Raw genomic sequence first — 13,618 nt, forward strand, 5'->3', positions numbered from 1 at the left:
TTTGGCAGACTGGAGAACAAGAAAAAACCGGTTGCCTTCGTGATTAGCATTGAACGTTTGTCATTTCCCTGTAGCAATTACTGGCTAGACTGCGACCTTCTTTGCTTTTCTGGCTATTCCATCATGTTTTCTTGGCGTACCCATGTTGGCACCCGGCTGTTGTTCGCCTTCGCCATCATCCTGACATTCCTTACCTTTACCACCGGCCTGTCGGTATGGCGACTGTTTTCAGTCAATTCGATGGCAAAAATTCTAGTCAACGACAAACTGGCCAATCAGCGGGTGGTTGCGGAATGGGATGCAGCAGTCAGCCTGAATGCGACGCGCGTCATTGCGATTGCCAAGAGTGACAGCCTGGAATTGGGCGATTACTTCGATCAGCAATTGAAGGCGGGCGAGCGCGTGATCGCCGATCATGCCGCGGCCGCGCGCAAAGGAGCCACAACTGCCGAGGAGCGCACGCTTATCGATGCGATCGTCAGTGCGGCACAAACCTATGCTGCCGTGCGCGACAAGATCTTTCAGTTGAAGGAAATCGGCCGAACACAGGAAGTTGAGCAACTGGTTGGTACTGAACTCGGTGCTGCACAGGCCGCTTATGAGAGTGCCCTGCAGCGGCTCCTTGATCACCATAAGCAGCAGGCAGACAACATCGCGGTGGAATCTGAAGCCGTGTTCAAGAACAGTGTCTTCCTTCTGTTTGTCGCCGGTGGCATCGCGGTCCTTGTAGGCATTGGCCTTGCCGTGTACTTGACCCGGAACATCGTGCGACCCGTGACGGATGCGGCCAATCTCGCTCGACGCGTGGCGGCCGGTGATTTGACCTCCGTAGTTGATACGGACCGTGGCGACGAGATCGGTATCCTGTTGCATGCATTGTTTCAGATGAATCAGAGTTTGTCGGAGATGGCGTCCGAGATCAAAGGCGGCGTAACGGAAATTGACCGGTCGCTGAGCGAAATCGCCCATGACAATGAAGACTTGGCAGTCCGTACCGCTTTGCAGGCCGATTCTTTGCGGGGTATTTCTGTCGCGATGGACGCGTTGACAGACACCGTGGATAGCAATGCCGAGGCGACGCAACAAGCGAAATGCCTGGCCGATGCAGCAAAATCGGTTGCCGGCGAAGGCAGCGAGGCAGTTGCCAGCGTCGTTTCAACCATGGATTCGATTCAAACGAGTTCCAAGCGTATTGCAGACATCATCAGTGTCATCGATGGCATTGCGTTCCAGACGAATATTCTGGCGCTGAACGCCGCGGTCGAAGCTGCCCGTGCCGGCGATCATGGCAGGGGCTTTGCCGTTGTGGCTGCTGAAGTGAGGAGTTTGTCGCAGCGGTCCTCGGTGGCAGCGAAGGAAATCCGTGAATTGATCACAGTGTCAGTCAATGAAGTGGTCACAGGGACCGGCATGGTGGACCAGGCTGGCATCACCATGGCCAAGGTAGTGGATAGCATCAATCAAGTGACCGAGATTGTGGCAAGAATCAATGTGGCAAGCCAGCGACAAGCTGAAGGACTGGGTGAAATCAGGCAGTCCATCGTCGGGCTAGACAGCACCACCGAACAAAATACCGCACTCGTCAAAGATGCAGTGCGCGCGTTAGGTGAATTGACTGCGCAGTCGCAACGCGTCGCGACGTCGGTATCCCGTTTTCGGACATAGTTCGATCCGCAATATGCGCAACGGCCGCAATTTCTCGAAGTTATACAGGACCATTGGAGAGACTTTCAATCCCGGGGCCTCCGTGCATTCACTGTAAGGTAGACAATGGACGATCTGCAAAACGACGTTGACGAGCGAAGTCATCTCACGGAATCGAACAAGTTCGAAATGCTGGTATTTCGTCTTGGGCAAGCAGCTGATGCCGGGCATTCGGAACTGTATGGCATGAATGTGTTCAAGATACGCGAAATCGTACGGATGTCACCGGTCACTGCCATTGCAGATTCTTTACCGCACATGCTGGGCGTCGTAAACCTTCGAGGTGAGATGATTCCAGTCATAGATTTGCCGAGCCTTGTCGGCTGCATTCCTGAAACTGGATTGAATACCCTCATCGTTACCGAGTTTGCCCGATCCACGCAGGCGTTTGCGGTAGAGGAGGTGGAAGATATCGTTCGGCTGGAATGGAGTGACGTGCTTTCAGCAGAAGGTTGCGTTGCGGGCACCTCGATCACGAGCTTTGCACGCCTTGATGGGAATGTACCGCATACCCGTCTTGCCCAGGTATTGGATGTTGAGGCCATCGTCTGTCCCATGGCGCCTGACGACGGACTCAGCGATGTTGACACTGGCCACCTGGGCATCGGATTGAACTTGCATCCTGATGCGGTAATTCTTGCGGCCGACGATTCGCTCCTTGCGCGGCGCCTCATTGAACAGGCACTTGAGACTTTGGGCATACCTGTCGTCATGACCAAGACCGGCAAGGAAGCATGGGAAAGACTGAATGCGCTTGCCGATGCTGCCGAGGCAGAAGGGCAGACCGTGCGTGATAAGGTCGCATTGGTCCTTAGCGACCTTGAAATGCCCGAAATGGACGGTTTTACGTTGACCCGGCTGATCAAGAAAAGCCAACGCTTCAACGCTATCCCGGTCGTTATTCACTCATCGTTGTCGGGCGCTGCGAATGAGGAGCTGGTGAAGAGGACAGGGGCCGATGCTTATGTGGCCAAGTTCGCCGCAAACGAACTCGGTGCGACAATACGAACGGTAGTTCGTCCTCTTTCGTGAATACCGTTTAAGAAACCATCAAGTGCGAAGCCTGCATGCGGCATTGCATCGCGTTCGACTCAAGCGGGAAGCAAGCCGTTGATTGTACCTCGACTTTAATTCGACGAAAGTAACGACTACTTTGCCTTCTTGGGCCGGCCAGTCTTCAATGGAGTCAGCTTACCGACAAGCTCCTGAAGCTTGGCAGTGTCGAGGTCACGCAGGAGTGCAATACCGACCCGCAACAATTCGCTTTTCTTGACCTCGATACCGGCTTTCAGGCAGTCCTTCTTGACTTGCCCGAGTACCGCATACTCGGCTTCCGGCATCGTAAAGCTGTCCCGGACAAGTTTCGGTTTCTTCGTTTTTTCTTTGCCCTCGTCTGGCTTTGGAGCGTCCTTTGCCACACGCGGTTTCGTTTCGGGTTTAGGCGGCGCCTTTTGCTCCTTGACGACGGCAGCTGCGGCAGCGGGAATGGGCTTCATCTCCAATGGAGCTGCGGGTAGAGGTTGCACGGGTGGGACAATGACAGCATCTTGGGTCTTCCGAGTCCGACCCGTAGTTGGCTTGGCGGCCGCTGTAGATGGGGTCGCGGCATTTTTCTTCATGTTGGGCCTCAATTTATAAACGATATAAATAGTTTATATCGTTTGATGGCAGTGCGCAAGTTGTCTATGACAACACGGGCATGCCCGTCTGCATGCCAAGGTTGTTTTTATCCCTTACCAACCGTCCCAGCCAGTTACCAAATGTTTCCTTTTGTTCATGTTGCGGTCATATTCGGCCCGTATTCTTGCCCGCGGCTGCCAGCCTCGCGCGCATCCGGCCACTTTGATCACGCTCCATATCAACCATTCACAGGGACGACCATGGCTAGTAGAGTACTGAACGACGAAATTCGCATTGCTTATAAACTGGGTGAGCTGAAGCAATTGGTCCGGACGCTGGGCGGCACTGCCGCAGACCCGATCAAGTTGGCGGACGAACTGATCAGTGCGGGCCTATTTGCAGCGCAAACCAATGACATCAAGATCAAGCAACTGGAGCAGGCCGTCGGCACGCCGGCGCTGGACCTATTGCTTGCGGCTTTCGCCAACCGTGCCCCGACAGCCGCTGATGACCGCCTTTCTGCAGTCGAGGATCGTGCAGCGCTATTCACAGCGACGGACCTGCTTGGCAATGACAACGATGCGGACGGTGACACGCTGGCGATTACCGCAATCACCAGTGCCACTGGCGGAACGGCGACGCTGAATGCCGATGGCAGCGTCAGCTTTACTGCCGCCCCCGATTTCAATGGCGAGGCCAGCTTTACCTACCAGGTCAGCGACGGCGGCAGGCTTAACGGCGTTAGCAACACGGCCACCGTGCATGTGTTGGTCGCGGCAGTTAATGACGCGCCGGTGCGCACTTCGGGCGAGGTTGGACCGGTCACGATGGAGGAAGATGCGGTGGCGACCCCGCTGAACTTGGGTGTTGTAACCTACGCTGCCGGCGGCGGCGCCGACGAGGCGGCCCAGACGCTGTCGGTGACGGTGACCGGCGTGCCAGACGCCACGCTGGGACACGTGGTATTGGCTGACGGCGTCACCGTGGTTGTCGCGGGGCAGACCTACAGCATAGCGGAGTTGCGCGGCATGGCGTTTGCGCCGGCGGCCGACGCACATGGTAGCGCCTCCTTCCGGTATGAGGTGCGCGACAGCGGAGGCACCGCAAATGGCGGCACCGATACGTTGGCGCAGGAGATTGCGATCCACGTGCAGGCAGTCAATGACGCACCCGACGCGGTTGCCGACACGCTGCGGGCCGGCGATCAGGGCATCACCACCTTCACCGCCACCCAGCTGCTTGCCAATGACCGGGATGTCGATGGCGACGCATTGACCATTACTGCGGTTACTGCAGGCAAGGGCGGCAGCGTGTCGCTGAACGCCGATGGTACCATCAGCTTCATTCCCGAGACTGGCTTTACCGGCAGCGCCTCGTTCACCTACACGGTAACCGACGGCGCCGAACAGCGCACCGCCGCCGCCACGGTCGACGTGACGACCCGGATCAGCGCGATCCAGGGTGAGGGTGCCGCATCGACACGCGTTGGCGAGAGCGTGTTGGTCGAGGCAAGAGTCACCGCTTGGGCGCCCGAGATGAAGATGTTCTGGGTCCAAGAGGAAACGGCAGACCAAGACGGTAATGTTCGCACTTCCGAGGGCGTCGCCGTCTATTACGGCAATGCGGTGTCGCCGGTAAGCGCCGACAGCCTCGGTGACATTGTTCGCTTTTCCGCAAAGGTCACCGAGTTCCGCGCGTCGGGCCAGAGTGCAGCTTCCGGCAGCCTGACCGAATTGACAGGAATCAGCGGTTTTACTATCGTGCATGACGGCACGGCGGCCGACATCGAGGCTGCCGCGCAGGTAACGCTGCCAGTGGCAACAGCCGACACCCTGGAGCAGTATGAAGGCATGCTGGTCGAGGTTACCGCGGCCAGCGGCGGCGATCTGTTCGTGGCAGACACTTATACATTCGGCCGCTTCGGCGAAATGACGTTCTACGCTGATGACGTACCGCTGCAATTTACCCAGCAGAACCTGCCGGACGCCGCAGCGAATGCCGCCTATCTTGATCTGCTGGCGCGTAGCAGCATTCAGCTGGAGGATCGCAGCACCGCACAGAACCCTAGTCTAGACAAGCTGATCGCCGGCAGCCAGATTGAGCGCAACGGCGTCGAGCTGTCCGCCGAGAACTTCGTGCGGGCGGGCGACACCGCCAACAGCCTGACGGGCGTCCTCAGTTTCGACCGCGGTATCTACGAATTGCAACCGGTGCAGACCGTCAACTTGACCGGTGAAGCTCGTCCGGTGGCCCCTGACGAAGCCGCAATCAACGCCAACGGCACCGCCGACATCAAGGTTGCGAGCTTCAACGTGCTCAACTACTTTACCTCGCTGTCGGTGGCCAATACCACTGCTGACAATTTTGCCACGCCTTACGGCAACACTCACGAGCCGCGCGGGGCCAACACGCCGGAGGAGTTTTTGCGCCAGCAGGCCAAGCTGGTCGAGGCCATCACCGGCACCGGCGCCGACGTGCTGGGCCTGATGGAGATGCAGAATAACGGATTTGGCGACGGTACCAGCGCGATCGACAGCCTGGTGGACGCGCTGAACGCTAAAGCCGGTACAGGCGCCTACGCCTATGTGCGCGGACCGTATGCCGACGGCAGCGGTGCCGAACCTACGGCTGGCAGCGACGCCATCATGGTCGCAATCATCTATAAGACGGCAACGGTCAAGCCGCTCGGTCAGGCAGTCACACCTGACTCCGCCGTCTACTCAGCCTTCGCTGCCGCCAACCGGCCGCCGATCGCGCAGACTTTTGGCTACGTCGGCGACGAATCCAAACAATTCACGCTGGTGGTCAACCACTTCAAATCGAAGGGTGACGGCACGGAAAAGTACGCCGGCGATGCGGATAGCGGTGACGGGCAGGGAGCATTCAACGCCACCCGCCTGGAGGCAGCGGTACAGCTGGCGCAGTGGCTGGAGTCGAACCCGACCGGCGCCACCGACGGTGACTACCTGATGGTCGGTGACCTCAACAGCTACGCGATGGAAGACCCGATCCGTTACCTCACCGGCACCCAGTTCGACGTCAACAAAAACTACGGTGGCTACTCGCTCACCGACGCAGGTAAAGCGCTGTCCGGTGATTACACGCTGTTGGGCGGTACCAACGAGTACAGCTACGTGTTCGATGGCTTGCGCGGCTCGCTTGACCATGCGCTTGCAAGTGACGATCTGGCTGGCGAGATCACTGGAGTGACGCACTGGCATATCAACGCCGACGAGCAGATCATGCTGGACTACAACACCGAGTTCAATGCTACGGGGCTTTATCGTCCCGATGCCTACCGCTCGTCCGACCATGATCCGGTCGTAGTCGGCCTGCGCCTGAACAGCGAAGAAGGCAGCCCATCCGGCACGCCGCCGGCCGACACCACGGCGCCGGCACTAGTCGGATCAAGTCCCGTATCTGGCGCAGCGGGTATTGCTACTAACGCAAATATCGTATTCACGTTCGACGAGACAGTACAAAAAGGTAGCGGGCGCATCGTGCTCCGCAGCACGGACGGCGCGTCTGAAGTGGCCATCGACATCAGTGGCGACCAGGTGAGCGTGAATGGCAGCACGGTGACGGTCAATCCGGCAGCTGATCTGTTGCCAGGTAAAACATACACGGTCACAGTTGAGCAGGGTGCGTTCGAAGATGCATCCGGCAACACCTTCGCAGGCATTACCAACACCGAGTTGTCGTTTTCGACGGTGGTCGCAGCCCCGGTTGCGCGCGTCGTCATTAGTGAGATTCACTACGACAACGTTGGCACTGATGTCGGCGAGGCGATCGCAGTAAGTGGCACAGCCGGCATGTCGCTGGATGGCTGGTCGCTGGTGCTCTATAACGGCGCCAACGGCGCTACATACAATACCCGCTCGTTGAATGGAGTGGTGATCGACAATGAGGGAGGCGGGTATGGAGAGGTCGTATTTAACTATCCGGTGGACGGCATTCAGAATGGCTCCCCTGACGGCATTGCGCTGATCGACAATACCGGAGCGGTGGTGCAATTCCTCAGCTATGAGGGAGTCATGACGGCAGCATCTGGGCCTGCACAGGGCATGATCAGCATTGACATTGGCGCCTCACAAGCATCGGCGCCTGTCGGCCAGTCACTGCAGCTGATTGGCAACGCATGGCAGACGGCAGCACAAACGATGGGTGCGCTCAACGCCGGCTTTACGCCGCTGTAAGCCGCCGGCGGGTGCGTCCACTGTCACCGGGGACGCGCCCGTTACCTAACGGGGTCAACGTAAGTTGGGCCTGCCTCTGGTGGCAGCGCATTTTGCCCTGAAAACCGCAATGCGTCGTATGTTTCAAGTGGACGGTCAACGGTTTTGCGACCAGGCAGCTCGAGCTGTGCGGGTAAGGGGGTGATCGCTTCGATCTGTTTCACCGCACTCTCCGCTACCAGACTCGACTAGACGGCATTGGTCTGGGCTAGGCATTGCGCGAGGTTTGAATCAGCGAGTGAATACCGCTGGCCACCATTCGGCGACGTCGTGCGGGTCGATAGTACCCGACGGCTGATCACTGAAACGGAAACAATGTACATCTGGCACCCAGACGGCTTCACGAGTCTGGCCATTCTGCATCACGACTATGCAAGGCTGATCAGGCTTGAGTTGTGAAAGTGCAGTGTTGTCTATCAGGATTCGTAATCGTTTGAGTCTGCTGAACGACATTTGCAATTTCTCTAGCTTTTCATCCACTTGTCCCTCTGCTTCCGGTGCGTTGGCCTCTTGACTCGGTATCGCCCACACTTGTTTCAAAGGCGGTATTTGAACGCAAATTCGGAAGATGACATATCCCATGAATAAGGGAACTTGGCAACTCTATTCTTCCCGTCCAACGCGGGTAGGACATATGACCGGAACGCAACCGATCAGGTACGGCTGATTGAAATGATCTGAACCTGCGGACTACACTGATCCAATCGTCTTGTAACCACAGCAGATAACAGTGGAGATCGGAAGGCAGACGCCAAAGAAGAGAACTGCCTTGGCCATTATATTTAGGGCCTCTGAAATGGCATTGACTCCATTTTCAGGGTAATACCACTCTGAGAATGTTCCGCCTCGCCACGTCAACCTCAAAAGTCACGGCAAAAGACCTCAATGTGTGCATCACACACGGAAATTCTATCGTTACGGTTTAGCCCAACCAGTCTGCTAGCGCCAGCACCATGATGCCCATGCTGATAGCAACGCTGAGACATATCGTTGTCTTGCCGCGTTGAATACCATACCGCACGCCACGTCGACCAAGGTGTGCGTGGGAGGTAGATCTTGATTTCACTTCGCTGTCTCCAATGTGCGCTATTTTGTTACGCCCATCTTAGAAAGACTGTATTTCACGAGCGTGACATGCAGGACGGAGTGTAAAAATCCAACGATTGATCGGGATTCGCATAGAGGTCGTGTGCAACTGCCTTGGGGCTCGTGCAGTTATACATGTCCGCTGATGTCATACCGAAGTCACATACCGTTTCTATAATCCGCCCGCCAAGCGCATACCGTGATCGCGTCGATCATCAGCGCTCGTCCCATTTAATGCACACCTTCCTATTTACACTTTGGAACACAAAGAATGTCGAACAAGTCACCGCTCTCCCGCCGCCAAATGCTTAAATTTCTCGCCAGTGCGCCGATGCTGCCGCTCGGTCCCGCACTCGCATCCTCGCTGTTGAGCGGATGCGGCGGAGGTAGCGATACCGTTGCGGCAGTCTTGCCAGAGGCACCGAAGACGCCTGCGACTTTCGCATCGGTCAGCTTCACCTCGATGGCCGCACCGACGCTGGCAAACGCCGCCAGCATGGCAACGACTGCGGTAGGTTCTACCATGACAGTCAATTTCAGCGATGCGAGTAAACTGAACTTGAAGCTGGCTTACCAACCCTTTTTCACTACTGGTGACAAGGTCTCGGATGGCAAGGGCGGACAGATCCTGGCAGGGGGCTACTACGACATCAACAACCAGCCGATCATTGACACGACAGTGCCAGGTAAAGAGCGCCAGTTTTTCTCTGATGCGCCGGACGGCACCTCGCTGCTGACAGTGCCCAACGCCAACGTGGCTGGAGTGAAAGGCAAGCCTGTCTTTGCTGTCGTGCAGTTTGAATACACGACTTGGGCCCAGGACGGTACGACCGGTATGTATGGAAAGTTGCCGTCACCAATTGCTGTCCTTACACTTGACCAGGACCCTTCGACAGGCAAGTTGTCGCTGGTGAAATACCACAATGTCGACACGTCTTCGGTCAATGGCCTGTGGATCACTTGCGGCGCCAGCTTGTCGCCGTGGGGTACTCACCTGTCGAGTGAAGAATATGAACCGAATGCCTTTACCGCAGCAAGCGATGCGCAGTTCAAGGCGTTCAGCAAGAATCTGTATGGCAGCGAAACAGCAGCCAACCCCTACAACTACGGTCACCTGCCGGAGGTTACTGTCAACACGGACGGCACGGCGTCAATCAAGAAGCATTATTGCCTTGGCCGCATTTCCCACGAACTGGTGCAGGTCATGCCGGACAACCGCACGGTCCTGATGGGCGACGATGCCACCAACAGCGGCTATTTCGTGTTCGTCGCCGATAAGGAAAAAGACCTGTCTGCCGGCACGCTGTATGTCGCGCAGGTCGGTACTGGGTTCTCACTGGACCCGGCGGCCACGGCTGCACCGCTTACCTGGATCAAACTGGGAACGGCAACGAGCAATGAAATCAAGCAGCTCGCGGCGACACTCAAGCCGACCGACATCATGGATGTCAAGACAGCAGATCCGCAGGACGCGACTTATACCAAGGTGACCGCTAACGGCAAGGTCGAATGGATCAAGCTTGTATCCGGCATGGAAAAAGCTGCCGCGTTCCTGGAAACACACCGCTACGCAAGTCTGGTGGGCGCTTCCATGGGGTTCACCAAGATGGAAGGCACGACGGTCAACATCAAAGACAAGGTGGCATACTCCGCGCTGCAGAATTGCCAGACTTCGATGGTGGCGGGTAACGCTCTTAATGTCCCTGGCAATGGTGTTTCTCTATCTGCCAAGCTTGACGCCGGTGCGGTGATGGCGCTCAATCTCAAGGGTGGTCTGAAAGATACTGCGGGTGCTGCCATCAACAGTGAATGGATGCCGGTCGACATCAAGGCCCTGATTGCCGGCCAGGATATCTCTGCAGACGCCTTGGGCAATACCGCCAATCCGAACATGGTTGCCAACCCGGACAATCTGAAGTTCTCGGAAAAGATGCGCACGCTCTTTATCGGCGAAGACAGCGGCCAGCACGTCAACAACTTCCTGTGGGCGTACAACGTCGACACCAAGACCTTGTCGCGTATCATGTCGATCCCGGCAGGTGGCGAATCGACGGGATTGCATGCGGTAGACGAGATCAATGGCTGGACGTACATTATGAGCAATTTCCAGCATGCCGGTGACTGGGGCAGCATCCACAATAACGTCAAAGCAACGCTGGATCCGCTGATCAAGGCCAACTACAAGGACAAGTTTGCGGCAGCCGTCGGTTACCTCACCGCCGACACCGCCGCTATTCAGCTGTCCAAGGCATAAAGCCTTAGCCCCTCGCACGCAACGGTAAGACGAGAGAGCAAGCGTATTTCTCGCTCTCCCGTCTTCCTTTCGGTTGTCGTTTTTGTAAATCGTTTTCGTCGGGAAGATGACAGCTTCCCGGATGAGGAGCTAGAGAATGGGTTCATTCAGTGTAGGGCATTGGCTAATCGTGTTAGTGATCGTGATGCTTGTGTTTGGGACTGGCAAGCTTCGTAATATGGGAGGGGATTTTGGCCGTGCCGTGAAAGGCTTCAAGGATGGCGTAAAGGGTGACGGGGCACCTGTCAGCGCTGAGCAGAAAGCAGATAGCCACTAAGCTCACGCAGCGTTCCCGATTGACTTCTTCAGACAGTGTGTACAAGTGTTGGGTTACCCGCTAAGGCGGGGCAATCACCGTATTGGAGCAGAACCGCGTTTTCGTTCTTCGCCCGTATCGTGTTTGGCTACATAGAAACCATGCGGGGAGGGTGACGTCTGTAAGTTCGATCCAAGGAGCAACGAGCTTTATCATGTCACGCCCCCGGCTATGAAAGCGCGCAATCCTGACGCGCCTTTTTCATGTGCATTAATGAAGCCTTGTCGCATCAGATGAGATGCGATGATGCAACTTGCTTCAACAGTGAAGGCGTCACTGTGCGCCAGCATCGGTGGCAACTGACCTAATGGGATCAGCAGAAATTCCGATACTTCGCCATCCATGTTTTTTGGCGCAGCATCTTCAGGAAGATCAAGTGCGTACATCTCTATTACCTCATGATGCCAACCTACGGTGACGCTCCGTTTGACCTCCACCCACCCCGTGGAAGTAGCGCTGCGCACCATGTCTTCGGCAAGTCCCGCTTCTTCCCAGGCTTCCTTCACTAAAGTCTCGAAAGCGCTCATGCGAGCGCTTATCGCTCCGCCAACCAGCGTATCCAATAGACCCGGATCGACTGCTTTTGTCATGCTGCGACGTGCAAGCCACATGGAACCCCCATTGGCTGCTGTCGTGCCGGTCAAATGGACCGAGCGAAGCGGCAAACCGAAACAAGGCAATGCGGCACGTTCCAGAAAAAACAGTACCTGCTGGTCATCGGGACCTAGAATCGACACCTGCTCATTGCGCCATCCCGTAACGTGTCCTTCGGCATGCAGGGCGTTGGTGACCTCAGCAAGGACTGCCGTACGCAAGACCGCATCAGACAAACTGGGAGCGAGATCGACTTGCGAGCGTCCCAAGATGAAGTAACGCGGCCAGCGAACAAGCACATCGCACACCGATTCTGTCACGCGCCCTACCTGCGAATCTTGCACATAGAACGGGATCTCAGGTCCGCTCAACGGAACGCATCGGGCCGCAAGGCGTGCGTGGATCATGGTAGAAACTGTTTGCATTGACCGAAGTCCCGAGAAAATCTACCGCTACCTTACGTCATTCATCCAGTCATGCGCAACCAAGTCATCTAGACGTCACAACGTTGTCACAATCGCTCCGTATGATTTGCATGCCGGTGAAATGCAATACCGGGTCCGCCAACCTCTGGGAGCTGTACATGCACATTCCGACTCTTCTGAAATCACTTGCCGCGCTTGCTGGCCTTGCCTCCGGCATGGCTTATGCCCAAACCACACTGACTGTCTATACCGCTCTAGAAGCCGATCAGCTCAAGGCATACCAGAACAAATTTGAATCCGAATACCCGGATATCAAACTCAAGTGGGTGCGTGACTCCACCGGCATCATTACTGCCAAGCTGCTCGCCGAAAAAGCCTCTCCACAAGCCGATGTCGTCATGGGCGTCGCCGCCACCTCCTTGCTCGTGCTTGAGAAGGAAGGCATGCTGCAACCCTACGCGCCCAAGGGGTTGGAGAAGTTGGCCACCCGCTATGTCGATGGTGCGAATCCACCTAGCTGGGTTGGCATGGACGTATGGGGTGCGACGATCTGCTTCAATTCTGCCGAAGCGGCGAAGCAGGGTCTGGCCAAGCCGGAAACCTGGAAGGATCTCCTCAAACCGCAGTACAAGAGAAAAATCGTCATGCCTAATCCTGCATCGAGCGGGACAGGCTACTTCGATGTCACAGCCTGGCTGGCGATGTTTGGGGAAAAGGAAGGCTGGGCCTATATGGATAAGCTGCACGAAAACATTGCTCAGTACACTCACTCCGGTTCCAAGCCGTGTAAGCAAGCTGCGGCGGGTGAGTTCCCGATCGGGATTGCTTTCGAATACCGCGCCGCGAAATTGAAGGAAAGCGGTGCACCGCTTGAACTGGTATTTCCAAAGGAAGGGTTGGGCTGGGATGTCGAGGCGACGGCCATCATGAAGGGCGCCAAGAATATCGACGCGGCGCGTAAGCTGGCCGATTGGTCCGCATCAAAGTCGGCCAACGAGCTGTATGCAAAAAACTTCGCGATTGTTGCCTATCCAGGTGTAGCAGCGCAGTTGCCAGCCATCCCGTCCAACTATGAACAGCTGCTGATCAAGCAGGATCTGAAATGGTCTGCGCAACATCGTGATCGCATCCTGACGGAATGGACCAGGCGCTACGACGGCAAGTCGGAGGCGAAGCCCTGATAATTCCATTCAGGGAACGCCGCTCGATTTGATTCCAGATCCATCGCTCCTGTCATCCCTAACAGAGTGAGAAATCGCACGTGTGCGATTTCGTGAGCGAACGCAATCCTCGCGTCATTCGGAATGACAGGGCGTTGGCTTGCACCGCCGATGATTTGCCACTG

The 13,618-nt window shown here is 56.4% G+C and carries 9 protein-coding genes; 6 read left to right on the top strand and 3 right to left on the bottom strand.

Features of this window, described 5'->3' with window-relative positions; genetic code table 11:
* Positions 1 to 123: 123 nt before the first annotated feature.
* Both IGW03_RS22060 and IGW03_RS22065 read left to right on the top strand, forming a co-directional pair.
* On the top strand, positions 124 to 1,665 hold the full coding sequence (locus IGW03_RS22060; RefSeq protein ID WP_194724692.1) for a methyl-accepting chemotaxis protein: 1,542 nt from the start codon (positions 124 to 126) through the stop codon (positions 1,663 to 1,665).
* Positions 1,666 to 1,770: 105 nt separating this feature from the next.
* Entirely contained in the window at positions 1,771 to 2,736 is a 966-nt protein-coding gene (locus IGW03_RS22065) for a chemotaxis protein (RefSeq protein ID WP_194724693.1), read from the top strand.
* Between the two features lie 116 nt (positions 2,737 to 2,852).
* Here the strand turns inward: IGW03_RS22065 and IGW03_RS22070 are convergent, their stop codons facing one another.
* Complete coding sequence (locus IGW03_RS22070) at positions 2,853 to 3,323, bottom strand: hypothetical protein (RefSeq protein WP_228535924.1); 471 nt, start codon at positions 3,321 to 3,323, stop codon at positions 2,853 to 2,855.
* 261 nt (positions 3,324 to 3,584) lie between these two features.
* Between IGW03_RS22070 and IGW03_RS22075 the strand changes: the two genes are divergently transcribed.
* Complete coding sequence (locus tag IGW03_RS22075; protein WP_194724694.1) at positions 3,585 to 7,520, top strand: ExeM/NucH family extracellular endonuclease; 3,936 nt, start codon at positions 3,585 to 3,587, stop codon at positions 7,518 to 7,520.
* Positions 7,521 to 7,790: 270 nt separating this feature from the next.
* Here IGW03_RS22075 and IGW03_RS22080 read toward each other — a convergent pair whose 3' ends face one another.
* Complete coding sequence (locus IGW03_RS22080; protein ID WP_194724695.1) at positions 7,791 to 8,039, bottom strand: hypothetical protein; 249 nt, start codon at positions 8,037 to 8,039, stop codon at positions 7,791 to 7,793.
* An 877-nt stretch (positions 8,040 to 8,916) separates the two neighbouring features.
* Between IGW03_RS22080 and IGW03_RS22085 the strand changes: the two genes are divergently transcribed.
* Positions 8,917 to 10,899, top strand: a complete 1,983-nt coding sequence (locus IGW03_RS22085) for a PhoX family protein (protein WP_194724696.1) — start codon at positions 8,917 to 8,919, stop codon at positions 10,897 to 10,899.
* A gap of 136 nt (positions 10,900 to 11,035) precedes the next feature.
* The gene (gene tatA, locus IGW03_RS22090; RefSeq protein ID WP_194724697.1) at positions 11,036 to 11,215 is read left to right on the top strand and encodes a Sec-independent protein translocase subunit TatA; all 180 of its coding nucleotides are present in this window, start codon (positions 11,036 to 11,038) and stop codon (positions 11,213 to 11,215) included.
* Positions 11,216 to 11,406: 191 nt separating this feature from the next.
* Here tatA and IGW03_RS22095 read toward each other — a convergent pair whose 3' ends face one another.
* Entirely contained in the window at positions 11,407 to 12,273 is an 867-nt protein-coding gene (locus IGW03_RS22095; protein ID WP_194724698.1) for an NUDIX hydrolase, read from the bottom strand.
* 158 nt (positions 12,274 to 12,431) lie between these two features.
* Between IGW03_RS22095 and IGW03_RS22100 the strand changes: the two genes are divergently transcribed.
* Entirely contained in the window at positions 12,432 to 13,454 is a 1,023-nt protein-coding gene (locus IGW03_RS22100; protein WP_194724699.1) for a putative 2-aminoethylphosphonate ABC transporter substrate-binding protein, read from the top strand.
* Positions 13,455 to 13,618: the final 164 nt, after the last annotated feature.

The sequence above is a fragment of the Noviherbaspirillum malthae genome, from assembly GCF_015352985.1.
GTDB classification, from domain to species: Bacteria; Pseudomonadota; Gammaproteobacteria; order Burkholderiales; family Burkholderiaceae_D; genus Noviherbaspirillum; species Noviherbaspirillum malthae.